Origin of the sequence: Enterobacter cloacae complex sp. 277I4 (genome assembly GCF_050031465.1) — a bacterium.
In the GTDB taxonomy this organism is placed as follows: Bacteria; Pseudomonadota; Gammaproteobacteria; order Enterobacterales; family Enterobacteriaceae; genus Enterobacter; species Enterobacter cloacae.
In genome coordinates this window covers 754,428-772,099 of sequence record NZ_JBLGWC010000001.1, presented here as the reverse complement: position 1 = coordinate 772,099, position 17,672 = coordinate 754,428, and the positions used below count along the sequence as shown (strand labels likewise).

The 17,672-nt window shown below is 53.7% G+C and carries 15 protein-coding genes; 4 read left to right on the top strand and 11 right to left on the bottom strand.

Annotated elements, in window-relative coordinates; all coding sequences use genetic code 11:
* The 11 genes from mraY to leuO all read right to left on the bottom strand — a co-directional run bounded on the left by mraY (position 1) and on the right by leuO (position 12,782).
* Positions 1-1,083 (bottom strand): phospho-N-acetylmuramoyl-pentapeptide-transferase, encoded by a 1,083-nt coding sequence (gene mraY, locus ACQG19_RS03670; RefSeq protein ID WP_008501985.1) that lies wholly within the window; start codon positions 1,081-1,083, stop codon positions 1-3.
* Entirely contained in the window at positions 1,077-2,435 is a 1,359-nt protein-coding gene (gene murF, locus ACQG19_RS03665) for a UDP-N-acetylmuramoyl-tripeptide--D-alanyl-D-alanine ligase (RefSeq protein WP_246932373.1), read from the bottom strand. The genes mraY and murF overlap by 7 nt, the downstream gene beginning before the upstream one ends.
* Positions 2,432-3,919 (bottom strand): UDP-N-acetylmuramoyl-L-alanyl-D-glutamate--2,6-diaminopimelate ligase, encoded by a 1,488-nt coding sequence (gene murE / locus ACQG19_RS03660; protein ID WP_246932371.1) that lies wholly within the window; start codon positions 3,917-3,919, stop codon positions 2,432-2,434. The genes murF and murE overlap by 4 nt, the downstream gene beginning before the upstream one ends.
* On the bottom strand, positions 3,906-5,672 hold the full coding sequence (locus tag ACQG19_RS03655) for a peptidoglycan glycosyltransferase FtsI (protein WP_023620014.1): 1,767 nt from the start codon (positions 5,670-5,672) through the stop codon (positions 3,906-3,908). Before ACQG19_RS03655 ends, murE begins: the two co-directional genes overlap by 14 nt.
* A gap of 15 nt (positions 5,673-5,687) precedes the next feature.
* Positions 5,688-6,053 (bottom strand): cell division protein FtsL, encoded by a 366-nt coding sequence (gene ftsL / locus ACQG19_RS03650; RefSeq protein ID WP_008501989.1) that lies wholly within the window; start codon positions 6,051-6,053, stop codon positions 5,688-5,690.
* On the bottom strand, positions 6,050-6,991 hold the full coding sequence (rsmH, locus tag ACQG19_RS03645) for a 16S rRNA (cytosine(1402)-N(4))-methyltransferase RsmH (RefSeq protein ID WP_013095568.1): 942 nt from the start codon (positions 6,989-6,991) through the stop codon (positions 6,050-6,052). The genes ftsL and rsmH overlap by 4 nt, the downstream gene beginning before the upstream one ends.
* 2 nt (positions 6,992-6,993) lie before the next feature.
* Entirely contained in the window at positions 6,994-7,452 is a 459-nt protein-coding gene (gene mraZ / locus ACQG19_RS03640; protein ID WP_014830641.1) for a division/cell wall cluster transcriptional repressor MraZ, read from the bottom strand.
* Positions 7,453-8,056: 604 nt separating this feature from the next.
* A complete protein-coding gene (gene cra, locus ACQG19_RS03635; protein ID WP_013095565.1) occupies positions 8,057-9,061 on the bottom strand; it encodes a catabolite repressor/activator in 1,005 nt (334 codons plus the stop codon).
* 179 nt (positions 9,062-9,240) lie between these two features.
* Complete coding sequence (gene ilvN / locus ACQG19_RS03630) at positions 9,241-9,732, bottom strand: acetolactate synthase small subunit (RefSeq protein WP_008501994.1); 492 nt, start codon at positions 9,730-9,732, stop codon at positions 9,241-9,243.
* Between the two features lies 1 nt (position 9,733).
* The gene (gene ilvI, locus ACQG19_RS03625) at positions 9,734-11,458 is read right to left on the bottom strand and encodes an acetolactate synthase 3 large subunit (protein ID WP_013095564.1); all 1,725 of its coding nucleotides are present in this window, start codon (positions 11,456-11,458) and stop codon (positions 9,734-9,736) included.
* 379 nt (positions 11,459-11,837) lie between these two features.
* A complete protein-coding gene (leuO, locus tag ACQG19_RS03620; RefSeq protein ID WP_013095563.1) occupies positions 11,838-12,782 on the bottom strand; it encodes a transcriptional regulator LeuO in 945 nt (314 codons plus the stop codon).
* 636 nt (positions 12,783-13,418) lie between these two features.
* On the opposite strand from leuO, the gene leuL reads away from it, so the two are divergent.
* From leuL to leuC, 4 genes are all read left to right on the top strand, one after another.
* Entirely contained in the window at positions 13,419-13,505 is an 87-nt protein-coding gene (leuL, locus tag ACQG19_RS03615; RefSeq protein WP_071830037.1) for a leu operon leader peptide, read from the top strand.
* Between the two features lie 91 nt (positions 13,506-13,596).
* The gene (gene leuA / locus ACQG19_RS03610) at positions 13,597-15,168 is read left to right on the top strand and encodes a 2-isopropylmalate synthase (RefSeq protein ID WP_013095562.1); all 1,572 of its coding nucleotides are present in this window, start codon (positions 13,597-13,599) and stop codon (positions 15,166-15,168) included.
* Positions 15,168-16,259 carry a 3-isopropylmalate dehydrogenase gene (gene leuB, locus ACQG19_RS03605; protein WP_013095561.1) on the top strand — a complete coding sequence of 364 codons (1,092 nt, stop codon included), beginning with the start codon at positions 15,168-15,170 and terminating at the stop codon, positions 16,257-16,259. The genes leuA and leuB overlap by 1 nt, the downstream gene beginning before the upstream one ends.
* Before the next feature lie 2 nt (positions 16,260-16,261).
* Positions 16,262-17,662 (top strand): 3-isopropylmalate dehydratase large subunit, encoded by a 1,401-nt coding sequence (gene leuC / locus ACQG19_RS03600; RefSeq protein WP_045292743.1) that lies wholly within the window; start codon positions 16,262-16,264, stop codon positions 17,660-17,662.
* Positions 17,663-17,672 lie beyond the last annotated feature (10 nt).

The following is a 17,672-nucleotide window of genomic DNA, read 5'->3' as shown; positions in this document are numbered from 1 at the left end:
TTAACGTACCTTCAGCGTTGCCAGGCCAATCAGCACCAGCATCAGCGAAATAATCCAGAAGCGCACGATGACGCGCGGCTCTGGCCAGCCTTTCAGTTCATAGTGATGGTGAATCGGTGCCATACGGAAGATGCGCTGACCGCGCAGCTTAAAGGAACCGACCTGCAGGATCACCGACAGGGTCTCAACCACGAATACCCCACCCATGATGACCAGCAGGAACTCCTGGCGCAGCAGCACGGCAATAATACCCAGCGCGCCGCCCAGAGCCAGTGAACCGACGTCACCCATAAAGACCTGGGCCGGATAGGTATTGAACCACAGGAAGCCCAGCCCCGCCCCGACAATGGCCGTACAGACGATCACCAGCTCGCCTGCGTGACGCAGATAAGGAATGTGCAGATAGTTGGCAAAGTTCATGTTGCCGGTCGCCCACGCCACCAGCGCGAAACCTGCGGCCACGAACACCGTTGGCATAATGGCCAGGCCATCCAGACCATCGGTCAGGTTCACCGCGTTACCGGTGCCCACAATCACGAAGTACGCCAGCAGAATGTAGAACAGCCCCAGTTGCGGCATGACGTCTTTAAAGAACGGCACCACCAGCTCGGTAGCGGGAGTGTCTTTTCCGGCCAGATACAGCGCGAAGGCCACGCCCAGCGCAATTACCGACATCCAGAAATATTTCCAGCGGGCGATCAGACCTTTCGTATCTTTACGTACCACTTTGCGGTAATCATCAACAAATCCAATGATTCCGTAGCCCACCAGCACAGTCAGCACACACCAAACGTACGGGTTGGATGGATAGGCCCACAGCAGCACGGAAACCACGATCGCGGTCAGGATCATAATCCCGCCCATGGTTGGCGTACCGCGCTTGCTGAAGTGCGATTCCGGACCATCGTTACGCACAACCTGGCCGAAAGAGAGTTTTTGCAGACGGGCAATCATGCGCGGGCCCATCCACAACGAGATGAACAGCGCAGTCAACAGGCTGACGATGGCGCGAAACGTCAGATAGGAAAAGACGTTAAAGCCTGAGTAATATTTGACCAAATGTTCGGCCAGCCAAACTAACATGTCCCGTTCTCCTGTAATGCGTGCACTACCTCTTCCATGGCGGCACTACGTGAACCTTTCACTAACACAGTCACAATTTGTTTTTCAGCAATCAACGTCTTCAGACGTTCAATCAGTGCGGCTTTATCGGCAAAATGTTCGCCAACACCGCTGGCATGGCTAATCGCCTGGCTCAGTTTTCCTGCGCTCAGTACGCAATCCAGCCCGGCCGCTTTCGCGGCTTCACCCACCTGGATATGACAGGCTTCGCTCTCATCGCCCAACTCGGCCATATCGCCAACCACCATCACGCGATAGCCTGGCATTTCGGACAACACCTGTACGGCTGCCGTCATCGAACCGACGTTCGCGTTGTAGGAGTCATCCAGCAGCAGTTTGTTTTCTGCAAACTGGACTGGGAACAGACGTCCCGGTACGGCTTTTAAATTCGCAAGGCCAGTTTTGATCGCGTCATGTGTTGCGCCGACGGCCATCGACAGCGCCGCGGCAGCAAGCGCATTGGCGATGTTATGGCGACCCGGCAGCGGCAGCAGAACCTCAATGCCTCCCGTTGGGGTATTGAGCGTGAATTCCGTGCCATGCGAAGTCACATGGATCTGGGTCGCGGTAAAATCACTGTCTGCCGCATTAGGCGAGAAGCGCCACGTCTTACGTGAACCGATGATGCTCTGCCAGTTCAACCAGTCGTTATTATCGGCATTCATAATGGCGATACCGTTATCCGGCAGGCCGGTATAGATCTCACCTTTGGCTTTCGCCACGCCTTCAAGTGAACCGAAACCTTCCAGATGCGCGGCGGCCAGGTTGTTCACCAGCGCAGCCTCCGGACGCGTCAGGCTGACCGTCCAGGCAATTTCACCCTGGTGGTTTGCCCCTAATTCAATCACCGCAAAGTCATGCTCTTTGGTGAGGCGAAGCAATGTCATCGGCACGCCGATGTCATTATTTAGATTGCCTGCGGTGTAAAGCGTGTTACCGCACTGACTGAGGATCGCCGCCGTCATCTCTTTTACTGACGTTTTGCCCGAAGACCCCGTCAGAGCAACAACGCGAGCTGGCACCTGCTGACGAACCCATGCTGCCAGCTCACCGAAGGCAAGGCGCGTATCCTTCACCACAATCTGCGGTAAATCGATATCGAGTTTGCGGTTCACCAGCAGCGCACCCGCACCATTCTCTTTCGCCTGTTCAGCAAAATCGTGGGCGTCAAAACGTTCGCCCTTCAGCGCCACAAACAGGCACCCGGCGGTCACTTTGCGGGTATCTGTCGTCACGGCGTCGATGGTCAGATCCTGACCATGTAACGTACCCTGCAGGAGGGTTGCCGCCTTGCCGAGCGTTAAGCTGATCATGCCACCACTCCCAACAGACGCGCTGCCGTTACACGGTCCGAATAGTCCAGACGACGATTGCCAACAATCTGATAATCTTCATGGCCTTTACCCGCCAGGAGCACGACGTCGTTCTCCTGCGCCTGCATGATGGCGTTGGTCACGGCTTCCGCACGGCCTTCCACCACGCGGGCACGTCCTGCGTCCAGCATACCGGCCAGGATATCGTTGATAATGGCGCGCGGCTCTTCAGTACGCGGGTTGTCATCGGTCACAACCGGAATATCCGCGAACTGTTCGGCGATGGCACCCATCAACGGACGCTTGCCCTTGTCGCGATCGCCCCCACAGCCAAACACACACCAGAGCTTACCGGCGCAGTGCAGACGTGCCGCTTCAAGCGCTTTTTCCAGCGCATCCGGCGTGTGGGCATAATCGACTACAACGGTCGGTTTACCGGGTGCACTGAACACTTCCATACGGCCACAGACGGGCTGCAGACGCTCTGCAGTGTTGAGCAGTTCGGCCATCGGATAGCCCAACGCCAGCAGCGTTGCCAGCGCCAGCAGGAGGTTGCTGACGTTAAACGCCCCCATCAGGCGGCTTTCAATTTCGCCTTCACCCCAGGAAGAGGCAAAGCGAATCGTCGCGCCGCTGTCGTGATAATTAACCTCAACCGCCTTCAGCCAGCGGCCATGGCAGTTCGGATTGATATGGTCTTCCATCGACACCGCAACCGCATCCGGCAGCTTCGCAAGCCAGCGGCGCCCCACTTCGTCATCAGCGTTGATAATGGCCTGTCCATAGTGATGCGTGGAGAAGAGCAGCCATTTCGCGGCCTCGTAATGCTCCATATCACCATGATAATCAAGATGATCGCGACTCAGGTTCGTGAACACGGAGGCGGCAAATTTCAACGCCGCCACACGATGCTGTACCAGACCATGAGAGGAGACTTCCATCGCGGCAAAGGTCGCACCCTGCCCTGCCAGACCGGCAATCACATGTTGTACGTCAACCGCGGAGCCGGTGGTGTTTTCCGTCGGGCTCACTTTACCCAGCAGCCCATTCCCCACGGTGCCCATTACGGCACCGGTTTCTCCCAGCAGTTGCGCCCATTGCGCCATCAATTGGGTGGTCGTCGTTTTACCGTTAGTGCCCGTCACGCCCACCAGACGCAGCTGGTCTGAAGGCTCGTTATAAAAACGTCCCGCCAGTGCGGAGAGTCGCTCATTCAACTGGCTAAGGTAGATAACCGGCACACCGTGCATTTCACGGATTTCACCGTCGGTTGCCTCATCTTTAGCCTCAGCAATAATGGCAGCTACACCTTGCGCAATCGCCTGCGGGATATATCGACGCCCGTCCGCCTGATGACCAACTACAGCCACAAAAAGATCGCTGGAAGCAGCCACACGGCTGTCCAGTACCATCTCCCGTAGCGCTCGCTCAGGTGCGTTTGGCACCCACGGAGCGAGAAGGTCGCGCAAATTACGATCTGCCACCTGTACCCTCGCCTTGATTAATTACAAATTCACTTTTTTCGCCCGTTGCCAGCGCGTCCGGTTCAACGTTCATGGTGCGTAATACGCCGCCCATGATGGCGCCGAACACAGGCGCTGAAACGGCGCCGCCGTAGTATTTACCCGCCTGTGGATCGTTAATGACGACCACCAGCGCAAAACGCGGATTGCTTGCAGGCGCAACGCCTGCGGTATAGGCAATGTATTTGTTGATGTAGCGGCCATCTGGCCCCACTTTTTTCGCCGTACCGGTTTTAATGGCGATGCGATAGCCTTTGATCGCCGCCTTCACGCCGCCACCGCCAGGTAGCGCCACACTTTCCATCATATGCACAACGGTACGAACGATAGATTCCGGGAAGATACGCTCGCCCGGAACCGGTGGATCAACTTTGGTAATCGACAGTGGGCGATAGACGCCATAGCTGCCAATCGTTGCGTAGACTCGCGCTAACTGTAACGGGGTTACCATTAGCCCGTAGCCGAAAGAGAAGGTGGCCCTCTCTATGTCAGACCACCGTTGTTTTTGAGGATATAAGCCACTGCGTTCTCCGACCAACCCCAAATTGGTCGCCTTTCCTAGCCCAAAACGTGAGTAAGTCTCTACTAACGCTGAGGACGGCATCGCTAACGCCAGCTTTGAAACACCGACGTTACTCGACTTCTGTAATACCCCGGTCAGGGTCAATTCGCTGTAGCGCGCCACGTCTTTAATCTCGTGGCCGTTGATTCGGTAAGGGATCGTATTCAGAACCGTGTTCTCATTGACGATGCCGCGTTGCAGCGCCGTCATCACCACCATCGGCTTCACCGTGGAGCCAGGTTCGAACACGTCGGTAATGGCCCGGTTGCGCATTGCATCTTTGGCGGTACCGGTAAAGTTGTTCGGGTTGTAGGACGGGCTGTTGGCCATCGCCAGCACTTCACCAGTGCTGACATCCACCAGCACGGCGCTGCCCGACTCCGCCTTGTTAAAGGCCACGGCATTGTTCAGCTCGCGATACACCAGCGCCTGCAGGCGTTCATCAATGCTCAACGCCAGGTTATGCGCGGCCTGGCTGTCTGTGGAAGAGATATCTTCAATCACGCGACCATAGCGGTCTTTACGCACGATTCGCTCACCCGGCTGACCGGTAAGCCACTTATCGAAGCTTTTTTCAACCCCTTCAATCCCCTGGCTGTCGACGTTTGTAAAACCAATGAGGTGAGCGGTTACTTCGCCGGAAGGATAGTAACGGCGAGACTCTTCTCGCAGATGGATACCCGGGAGCTTCAGTTTTCTGATGTAATCGGCCATGTCAGGGTTAACCTGACGCGCCAGATAGATAAAGCGCCCTTTCGGGTTGGCATTAACGCGGGAGGCAAGCTGATCCAGCGGCATTTTCAGGGCGTCAGACAGCGCTTTCCAGCGGTTGTCGAGCGTGATACCACCGGCATCGTGCAGCTCTTTCGGATCGGCCCAGATCGCCTTCACCGGTACGCTCACCGCCAGCGGACGACCGGAACGATCGGTGATCATCCCGCGAGATGTGGAGACTTCCTGTACGCGCAGAGAGCGCATATCGCCCTGGCGCACCAGCATGTCAGGCGCGATGATTTGTAGCCACGCCACACGTCCCAGCAGGAAGCCCAGCGCGAGTAAAATGCAGCCGCAAAGCAACGCAAAACGCCAACTGATAAAGTTGGCCTGTTCTTCCTGACGTTTTGGTTTTAGCGTTTTTGCCGCTGCTCTCATGCGTCGCGTTTTCCCTTATTTTTGTACTACGATATTTTCCTGGGAAGGATCAACATGCTGCAATTGCAGCTTTTCTGTTGCGATCCGCTCGACCCGGCTGTGATCGCCGAGGGCGTTTTCTTCAAGGATCAGGTTTCGCCATTCAATATCCAGCGCATCGCGTTCCAGTACCATCTGCTCGCGTTGCGCAGTCAATAAACGTGTGTGGTGGGCTGTCGTCACCACCGTTACTGCCGTCACAATGATGCAAATGAACAAGCAGAGTGGCAGCTTCCCAAACCGCAAAAGATCGTCGCCGATCACGCCAGGCAAGGCATGGCGCTCGTTGCTTCCTAACGAATCCTTAACTTTGCTTAGGGTCTCTGTCACTCTGCCGATCATGCGTTCGTCCTCTCTGCAATACGCAGCACTGAACTACGGGCGCGTGGATTCTCTGCCACCTCTTCTTCGCCCGGCATCAACTTGCCTAATGCTCGCAACTGACGGCCACCCAGCTTCCTGAGTTGTTCTTCCGTCATCGGCAGCCCTGCTGGCACCTGTGGACCGCGGCTTTGTTCACGCATAAAGCGTTTCACAATACGGTCCTCCAGCGAATGGAAGCTGATGATGGACAACCGCCCTCCCGGGGCCAGCACGTCGAGCGAGCTTTTTAGCGCCAGCTCTATTTCCTCCAGTTCACTGTTTACCCAGATGCGAACCGCCTGGAAGGTACGGGTCGCGGGGTGTTTGTGTTTATCCTTCACCGGTGTTGCCGCCGCAATCACCTCGGCCAGCTCTTTCGTGCGGGTCATCGGCTCAATACGATTGCGCTCAACAATGGCGCGCGCGATGCGCTTGCCAAAACGTTCTTCGCCAAAGGTTTTGATCACCCAGGCGATATCAGCTTCATCTGCGGTCTGTAACCACTCGGCGGCAGACTGACCGCGCGTGGGATCCATGCGCATGTCAAGCGGGCCGTCGCGCATAAAGGAGAAGCCGCGTTCAGCATCATCAAGTTGGGGTGAAGAGACGCCAAGATCGAGAAGAATCCCGTCGATCTTGCCCGTCAGACCGCGCTCAGCTACGTAATCCGCCAGCGCAGAGAAAGGTCCATGCACGATGGAAAAGCGTGGGTCATCGATGGTTTGCGCAACAGCAATCGCCTGCGGATCGCGATCAATTGCCAGCAGACGTCCTTCCGCTCCAAGCTGGGAGAGGATCAAACGCGAGTGGCCACCGCGACCAAAAGTGCCATCAATGTAGATGCCGTCCGGACGAATATTCAGGCCGTTGACGGCCTCATCCAGCAACACCGTTGTATGTTTATAATTTTCCATCATATTTATAGAGACAAGTCCTGCAGCCGTTCCGACAAGGTAGCGGAATCAGACTGCTCAGCGTCGATATCTTCCTTGACCTGTTGATACCAGGTCGTTTCGTCCCACAGTTCAAACTTGTTGAACTGACCGACCAGCATCACTTCTTTGGTCAGACCGGCATGCTGCCGCAGCACGGGCGCAATCAGTAATCGCCCTGCACTATCCATCTGACACTCACTGGCATGCCCCAATAACAACCGCTGCACGCGGCGTTCCTGTGGGTTCATGCTCGACAGTCGCGACAGCTTTTGCTCAATAATTTCCCATTCAGGTAAAGGGTAAAGCAGCAGGCAGGGGGAGTTGATGTCAATGGTGCAAACCAGTTGACCCGAAGCGTTCTCGATCAGCTGGTCGCGGTATCGGGTTGGTACCGATAAACGCCCCTTACTGTCGAGATTGACTAACGTTGCTCCACGGAACATGCCAGTCTCACCCCTCCTCACCACTTTAACCCACAAATTCCCACCTAAAGGAGTTTACGGAGCGAGGGAAAAGCTTGTCAAGCCAGGACTCTCTCTATACGAACCCGAAAGGGCTCTATTTACAGAGATAAACAGTCCTGGTTAATAACTGCACAACTGGCGAGGCAAAATTAACGTTATGAATATTTGTAGAAAAAAAACCGAATATGCACACTAGCGTTAAGGCTCACTCAATATCATCGCATCGAAATATAAAGTGTCAGTTTGCGACGCGGGCAGCATTTTAAGACATATTCACAGGGGATAACAGCGCCACATTCACCACAATGCGCAATGAACGAACCGGCTGGCAGGCAAGCACGCTGGAGCAGGGGAAAAACGTCTGAATATTCATCGACCGGGCAGCTTTGTAACAAAACAATACAAAGACAGGCTTTATAAATCGTATAAATGTTCTTTCAAAGGCATTTTAAAACGCCTGAAAGAATAAAAAAAATAGCAGGTTCTGATTCCTAAGGAATCGTCCTAATTTTTCTCCGGGAATTATTTGACAGAATTATCCAGAAAAAAGAGGGGACAGTTTTCGCTGCCCCGTCTCATTTCATTAATGGCGGCTTAAAATTCCGCGACGGTAGAGATTACGTTTGATGCGCGTCAGCCCCGGCTTCGGTTTACGTGGTTCATCAAGGCTCGCGAGAACGATCTCCAGCACGCGCTCCGCCACATCACGATGGCGCTGCGCGACGGCCAGGACCGGACATTGCAGGAAGTCGAGCAGTTCGTTATCACCGAAGGTGGCGATAGCCAGATCGGAAGGCAGCTTACCATCCCGACGCAAAGTGACATCCATCACCCCCTGCAGCAACGCAAATGAAGTGGTGAACAGCGCCTGAGGCATCGGGTGCGTCTCCAGCCATTTCTCGAACAGCTGCGCAGCGGCTTCGCGTTCATAACTGTTGGCATAAAGGTAGTGAACCTCGCGCGGGTCGTCTTTCCATGCCGTTCTGAAGCCTTGCTCACGCAGGAAACTCACAGAGAGCTCAGGCAACGCCCCAAGATAGAGCACGGTTTCAGCCGGGAAGGTTCTCAGCTCCGCGGCCAGCATTTCCGCGTCATCCTGATCGGCACCGACGACACTGGTAAAATGCTCTCTGTCCAGGGCGCGATCCAGTGCAACGATTGGGAACGGATCGTTCGCCCAGCGTTGATAGAAGGGATGCTCGGGTGGCAAGGAGGTCGAAACGATGATCGCATCAACCTGACGCTGGAGCAGATGCTCAATACAGCGCATTTCGTTATCAGGCTGATCTTCAGAGCAGGCAATCAGGAGCTGATAGCCACGCTGGCGAGCCTGACGTTCAAGATAGTTAGCGATGCGGGTGTAGCTGGTGTTTTCCAGATCGGGGATCACCAGACCAATCGATCGGGTGCGCCCGGCACGTAAGCCCGCTGCGACAGCATTCGGGTGGTAGTTGTGCTCACGAACCACCGCCATGACTTTCTCAACGGTTTTGTCGCTGACACGGTACTGCTTTGCTTTACCGTTAATCACATAGCTGGCCGTAGTTCGTGACACGCCGGCTAGCCGGGCGATTTCATCCAGTTTCACAATTGCCCCTTAAAAAAAGAAAAGAGTCCATGGCCCTGTCAAGGTTATGGTTAAATCTTTTAACATCTAAACGCAGAATAGCTTTCGCGGCAACCGCTTTTATCTGTGTTATCGGCGTATTACGCAAAAAAAAGCCCGGCTTTGGTGACCGGGCTGAAAGAGGCGAACCTTATTGCCTGCTAACGCATGATTTTCTCGCCGCGCGAAAGACCGACAACGCCCGACCGCGCAACTTCAACAATTTTTGCTACATCCCTTACGGACGCCAGGAATGCGTCCAGCTTGTCACTCGTTCCCACCAGTTGAACCGTATATAAAGAAGGGGTAACGTCGATAATCTGCCCACGGAAGATATCCGCGTTGCGTTTAACCTCTTCACGGCCGTAACCGCTGGCCTGAATTTTCACCAGCATGACCTCACGTTCTACATAGGCCCCCTGCCCCAGTTCGCTCACGCGCAGAACATCGACAAGTTTGTGTAACTGTTTCTCGATCTGCTCAAGCACCTTGGCGTCGCCGACGGTCTGAATCGTCATGCGCGACAGCGTAGGATCCTCGGTAGGGGCAACGGTCAGGCTCTCAATGTTGTAGCCGCGTTGTGCAAAGAGTCCAATAACGCGTGACAGTGCGCCAGACTCGTTTTCCAGTAATACAGATAATATCCGGCGCATATCAGGTTCTCTCCGTTTTACTTAACCACATTTCGTCCATACCACCACCGCGAATATGCATCGGGTAAACGTGCTCTGTGCCATCAACAATGACATCCATGAAAACAAGGCGGTTATTTTTGACGTGTTCAAGCGCTTCAGCAAGTTTCGCTTCCAGCTCTGCTGGCTCGGTCACCCGCATCCCGACATGACCATAGGCTTCGGCCAGACGAACAAAATCCGGCAGCGATTTCATGTAGGAGTGAGAATGGCGGCCAGAGTAGATCATATCCTGCCACTGCTTCACCATACCGAGATAACCGTTATTCAGGTTGAGTACCAGGACCGGCAGTTCATATTGCAACGCGGTGGAGAGTTCCTGGATATTCATCTGAATGCTGCCGTCTCCTGTCACGCAAACGACGGTTTCATTCGGCAGCGCAAGCTTCACCCCCAGTGCGGCAGGTAACCCAAAGCCCATTGTCCCCAGACCACCAGAGTTGATCCAGTGACGTGGTTTATCAAACGGATAATAAAGCGCGGCAAACATCTGATGCTGACCTACATCAGAGGTGACATAGGCTTCACCTTTCGTCAGACGCCAGAGGGTTTCGATCACCGCCTGCGGCTTAATGTTTTCGCTTTGGGTATCGTATTTCAGACACTGACGTGCTCGCCACTGCTCGATCTGTTGCCACCAGTCGCGGATCTCATCCAACGGTTGTGAAGGGGTTTCCTGCGATAGCAGATCCAGCATTTGCTCCAGAACCTGTCGCGCATCCCCAACGATCGGCACATCCGCCGGCACCGTTTTCGAAATAGACGTAGGATCGATATCAATATGCAGCACGGTGGCGTTCGGGCAGTACTTCGCCAGATTGTTGGTCGTGCGATCGTCAAAGCGCACGCCAACGGCAAAGATCACATCCGAATGATGCATCGTCATGTTAGCTTCATAGGTACCGTGCATGCCCAACATACCCAGAGCCTGGCGGTGCGTTGCCGGGAAGGCGCCCAGTCCCATCAGTGACGAGGCGACAGGAAGATTCAATTTTTCGATCAGCTCACGCAGTTGCGCTTCACAGGCTGAGTTAACCGCGCCACCTCCGACATAGACCACCGGCTTTTTCGCAGCCAGAAGCGTGTGTAATGCACGTTTGATCTGGCCTTTGTGGCCCTGTGTCGTTGGGTTGTAGGAGCGCATGCTTACCGTTTCCGGCCAGACATACGGCAGCTTGTTTGCCGGGTTAAGAATATCTTTTGGCAGATCGACCACCACAGGACCAGGACGCCCACTGGCTGCCAGCCAGAAGGCTTTTTTCAGTACGCCGGGAATGTCTTCGGTTTGCTTCACCAGGAAACTGTGCTTCACAACGGGGCGTGAAATTCCAACCATGTCGCACTCCTGAAATGCATCGTAGCCAATCAGTGACGTTGCAACCTGCCCGGATAGAATGACCAGCGGGATGGAGTCCATATAGGCTGTCGCAATGCCGGTAATTGCATTCGTCGCGCCGGGGCCGGAGGTGACCAATACCACGCCCACTTCACCCGTCGCACGCGCCAGTCCGTCAGCCATGTGCACCGCCGCCTGCTCGTGGCGCACCAAAACATGGTCAATGCCGCCTACCGTATGAAGCGCATCATAAATATCCAGAACTGCGCCTCCAGGGTAGCCGAACACCTGCTTAACGCCCTGATCGATTAACGATCGGACGACCATTTCCGCGCCAGACAACATCTCCATGCTTTGCCTCCAGGCATTTTGTTATAGACGGACTGCAGAATTCATTTCCACACCGTCTTACGATCGTGATGAACCAATCTTATATATTGCAGAGTGATCGTTACCTTAACCGCTCGTTTTGAGGCAGGCAATTAGCAAACAGGACGTGGCAAACGGGGTCAGAAGCACAAAAAGCAGCGTTACAGGGAGGATATGGTTAATTCCACTGTAATTCGTTCGTGAGGTGATAAATCATCGCTGAAAAGCGCAACCTTTCAGTAAATCATCTATTTTTGCGAAGCTGGCAGCAGCCAGAAAAAATAACAACAGCACAAAATACCGCAAATGAAAAAATACGCAGGATAAACCACACACGCCGATGTGATTTATCCTGACGCGCTTATCGGCGGCAAATGCTAATAAGCAGCTCTTCCATCCACTGATGGCCTTTATCCCGGCCTGCGGCTTCATGCCAGGAAAGATAACAGGTACGGCTATTGAGTTTGAGTGGCAACGGCAGGATTTGCAGATTTAAGGGTTCCGAAAACTCCTCCGCCAGCCAACGCGGGGCAATAGCGACCAAATGGGTCTGGGAAACCACATTTAAGACGCTGACCATGGCCATTCCCTGATAAGCCACGCTCGCCTGTTTATCCGCAGTGTCATACCACGGCAGACTAAATGAGGCGTATCGGTCGAGGGCAACAACAGCGTGCTGCTCGTTATAAACATCACTTTCGCGCAGCGGCATATTCATTCGTGGATGTTTTTTGCTGGCGACCAGTACCATTTCATCTTTAAACAGAGGCACACAGGAAAATTCCGGACGACGGAACTCTTCGTATCCCAGAACGAATTCTGTTTCCTGATACCGAAGCTGATGTTCTGTGTTCTGATTAAGAGAAGATTTAAATACCAGTTGAATATTGGGCGCAATTTCTTCCACTTTATTGTAGATCACGGACGTCAAATAATTATCTAACGGGCTACATACACAAAGATGGAAAACACGCTCACTGCTTAAGGGCTCAAAACCCGATCCCGGCAGCTCATTTTGCACCAACTGTAACGCCTGGCGGATAGAGCCAAACAGCTGAAATGCACGCGCCGTGGGTTGAATCCCCCTGCCATAACGAACAAACAATTCGTCATTAAACATCACTTTAAGCCGGGATACCGCATTGCTGACGGCAGGCTGCGACATCCCCAGAGACTGCGCTGCCCGCGTGATATTCTGTTCCTGCATCACCGCGTCAAACACGGTCAACAGATTGAGATCCACGGTGCGTAACTGAGGTTTAACCCCATTATAACCCTGAGGTTGATTAATATTATTTTCTGGCACTCCTGGCTCCACTGTCACGCTAAACTCCCTTTGCCAAATTACAGTAATAATTTCGAAAAATATGATTTACCATGCAGATACAACCAGCGAAAGAGAATTGTTTAAAATTCGGAAAATATAAAGAGCGCATCATCAAAAGGGTGACTTCGCCCAGGTCATTGATGGTGAGATGAAATTCCGCATAAATGATATCAATGACATTATGGTTTGCATGAAACCATAATCAAGACAAATACACAATCGCCCTTCGGTTAATGATAACTTAAGTATTATTAAACTATTCACGTGAGCCATGCCAAACAATTAACAAACTCGCATCATTGCTCACGCTTTATTTACTGCATTTTTATTTGCAGCACTAATAAATCAATGAAATTAAAAACAATTCTTCTCAGGGCTCATCCATTACAGACGTATGTTGAATTGATACTAATTATATTTAAATCGTTCCGGAGATGAATCTCCAGTCCAAAAATAGACTTTTCAAAAGGCATGAAAGATAAAAACCAGCACAATTAGCTAAATCAAATTCTCTGGAACGCCGTGCGAACGGGGTCGTTTTTGTTGTCAGGGGTTGACATCAACCCCCATATCCAGTACCACTAAAAGCATATTGAATTTAACGGAGCACGATTCATGATTCGCACCATTCGTTTCACCGGTCTACTACTACTAAACGCATCCTCTGTGCGCGGTAGACTGGCGGGCGAAATTCAGCGTTGAATCGTCACCAGTAAGACTAAAAACCCGCGCCACTGCGCGGGTTTTTTTATGCTCGTAGCAAGGCGCCCTAAGACTGACAAGGACCTAACCCATGAGCCAGCAAGTCATTATTTTTGATACCACTTTACGTGACGGTGAACAGGCATTACAGGCGAGCCTGAGTGTGAAAGAGAAGCTGCAAATTGCGCTGGCTCTCGAACGTATGGGTGTCGACGTGATGGAGGTGGGTTTCCCGGTCTCTTCTCCGGGTGATTTCGAATCGGTACAGACCATCGCCCGTACCATCAAAAACAGCCGCGTCTGTGGCCTGGCACGCTGCGTTGAGAAAGATATCGACGTTGCCGCCGAGTCACTGAAAGTGGCTGAAGCATTCCGTATTCATACTTTTATTGCCACCTCCCCCATGCATATTGCCACCAAGTTGCGCAGCACCCTCGACGAGGTGATTGAGCGCGCGGTATACATGGTCAAACGCGCGCGCAACTACACGGATGATGTTGAATTCTCATGTGAAGACGCAGGCCGCACGCCAATTGAGGATCTGGCACGCGTGGTGGAAGCCGCCATTAATGCCGGGGCCAAAACCATCAACATCCCGGACACCGTCGGCTACACCATGCCGTTTGAGTTCTCCAACATCATTACTGGCTTGTATGATCGTGTGCCAAACATTGATAAGGCAATTATCTCTGTTCATACCCACGACGATTTAGGCCTGGCCGTCGGCAACGCCATCGCCGCTGTTCACGCTGGTGCCCGTCAGGTAGAAGGTGCGATGAACGGTATCGGGGAACGCGCAGGCAACTGTTCCCTGGAAGAAGTGATCATGGCGATCAAAGTGCGCAAAGACATCATGAACGTGCACACCCGCATCAATCACAATGAAATCTGGCGTACCAGCCAGACCGTCAGCCAGATTTGCAACATGCCGATCCCCGCCAACAAGGCGATTGTCGGTACCGGCGCATTCGCGCACTCTTCCGGTATCCACCAGGATGGCGTACTGAAAAACCGCGAAAACTACGAAATCATGACCCCGGAATCGATCGGTCTGAACCAGGTTCAGTTGAATCTGACCTCCCGCTCCGGCCGTGCGGCAGTGAAACATCGTATGGAAGAGATGGGTTACAAGGACAGCGATTACAACATGGATCAGTTGTACGACGCGTTCCTGAAGCTGGCCGACAAAAAAGGTCAGGTGTTCGACTATGACCTGGAAGCACTGGCCTTCATTAATAAGCAGCAGGAAGAGCCAGAGCATTTCCGTCTGGATTACTTCAGCGTGCAGTCCGGCTCCAGCGATATCGCCACGGCATCCATCAAGCTGGCCTGCGGGGATGAGATAAAAGCGGAAGCGGCAAACGGCAATGGTCCTGTCGATGCTATCTACCAGGCGATTAACCGCGTCACCGAATACGACGTGGAGCTGGTCAAATATGACCTGACGGCCAAAGGCCATGGCAAAGATGCACTCGGTCAGGTGGATATCGTGGTCAATTATAACGGCCGTCGCTTCCACGGCGTGGGTCTGGCGACCGATATCGTCGAATCCTCTGCAAAAGCGATGGTGCATGTCCTGAACAATATCTGGCGCGCCGCTGAAGTCGAAAAAGAGTTGCAACGCAAAGCTCAGAATAAAGAGAACAACAAGGAAACCGTGTAATGTCGAAGAATTACCATATTGCTGTGTTGCCGGGTGACGGTATTGGCCCGGAAGTGATGGCACAGGCGCTGAAAGTACTGGAAGCCGTTCGCTCGCGTTTTGCGATGAAAATTACCACCAGCCACTACGACGTGGGCGGTATTGCTATCGATAATCACGGTACGCCGCTGCCAAAAGCAACGGTAGAGGGCTGCGAGAACGCCGATGCCGTCCTGTTTGGTTCCGTGGGTGGCCCGAAATGGGAACACCTGCCACCCGCAGAGCAGCCAGAGCGCGGCGCGTTGCTGCCGCTGCGTAAACATTTCAAGCTGTTCAGTAACCTGCGTCCGGCAAAGCTGTATCAGGGTCTGGAAGAGTTCTGCCCGCTGCGCGCGGATATCGCCGCTAACGGCTTCGACATTCTGTGCGTGCGTGAGCTGACCGGCGGGATCTATTTCGGTCAGCCAAAAGGCCGTGAAGGCAGCGGCCAGCATGAAAAAGCGTTCGACACCGAGGTCTATCACCGTTTCGAAATTGAACGTATCGCCCATATCGCTTTTGAGTCTGCACGCAAACGCCGCCATAAAGTGACCTCTATCGACAAAGCGAATGTGCTGCAGTCTTCCATCTTATGGCGTGAGATCGTCAGCGAAGTTGCTAAGCATTATCCTGACGTTGAGCTGTCGCATATGTACATCGATAACGCGACAATGCAGCTGATTAAAGATCCGTCCCAGTTTGACGTGCTGCTGTGCTCCAACCTGTTCGGCGATATCCTCTCGGATGAGTGCGCGATGATCACCGGCTCCATGGGCATGCTGCCGTCAGCGAGCCTGAACGAAGAAGGCTTTGGCCTGTACGAGCCTGCTGGCGGCTCCGCGCCGGATATCGCAGGTAAAAACATCGCTAACCCGATTGCGCAGATCCTCTCCCTGGCTCTGCTGCTGCGCTACAGCCTGGATGCAGGCGATGCGGCAACCGCAATTGAGAACGCCATTAATCGCGCGTTAGAAGAAGGCGTCCGTACCGGTGATTTAGCACGCGGCACGGCGGCAGTCAGTACCGATGAAATGGGCGACATCATTGCCCGCTATGTCGCTGAAGGGGTGTAATCATGGCGAAGACGTTATATGAAAAATTGTTTGATGCACACGTTGTCTATGAGGCACCAAACGAAACCCCACTGCTCTATATCGACAGGCATCTGGTACACGAAGTGACCTCCCCACAGGCATTTGATGGGTTGCGTGCGCACAAACGCCCGGTACGTCAGCCGGGTAAAACCTTCGCGACAATGGATCACAACGTTTCCACCCAGACCAAAGATATCAATGCGTCGGGCGAAATGGCGCGTATCCAGATGCAAGAGTTGATCAAGAACTGTAACGAGTTTGGCGTCGAGCTCTACGATCTGAACCATCCGTATCAGGGTATCGTTCACGTGATGGGACCTGAGCAAGGGATCACCCTGCCCGGCATGACCATCGTCTGCGGCGACTCCCATACCGCAACGCACGGCGCGTTTGGTGCACTGGCGTTCGGTATTGGCACCTCTGAAGTTGAGCATGTTCTGGCTACGCAGACCCTGAAACAGGGCCGAGCCAAAACCATGAAGATTGAAGTGAAAGGCAAAGCCGCGCCGGGGATCACCGCGAAAGACATCGTGCTGGCCATCATCGGTAAAACGGGCAGTGCCGGCGGCACCGGGCACGTAGTTGAGTTCTGCGGTGACGCTATTCAGGCGCTGAGCATGGAAGGTCGTATGACTCTGTGCAATATGGCCATCGAGATGGGGGCCAAAGCAGGCCTGGTGGCGCCGGATGAAACCACCTTCAACTATGTAAAAGGGCGTCTGCACGCGCCAAAAGATCAGGATTACGCTGACGCCGTCGCGTACTGGAAAACCCTGAAAACCGATGATGACGCGGTTTTTGACACCGTTGTTACCTTGCAGGCGGAGGAGATTGCCCCGCAGGTGACCTGGGGAACCAATCCGGGTCAGGTCATTTCCGTGAATGACACTATTCCCGATCCGGCCTCATTTACCGATCCGGTCGAACGCGCCAGTGCCGAAAAAGCGCTGGCGTATATGGGTCTCAAACCCGGTGTGCCGTTGACCGATGTGACCATCGACAAAGTCTTTATTGGCTCCTGCACCAACTCGCGTATCGAAGATTTACGCGCTGCGGCGGAGATCGCCAAAGGCCGTAAAGTGGCACCCGGCGTGCAGGCGCTGGTTGTGCCAGGCTCCGGCCCGGTAAAAGCGCAGGCGGAAGCCGAAGGCCTGGATAAGATCTTTATCGAAGCAGGCTTCGAGTGGCGCTTGCCTGGTTGCTCCATGTGTCTGGCCATGAACAATGACCGCCTGAATCCGGGCGAACGTTGTGCCTCCACCAGTAACCGTAACTTTGAAGGTCGTCAGGGCCGCGGTGGACGCACCCACCTGGTCAGCCCGGCGATGGCCGCCGCTGCGGCAGTTACCGGCCATTTCGCCGATATTCGCAGCCTGAAATAAGGAGACAATC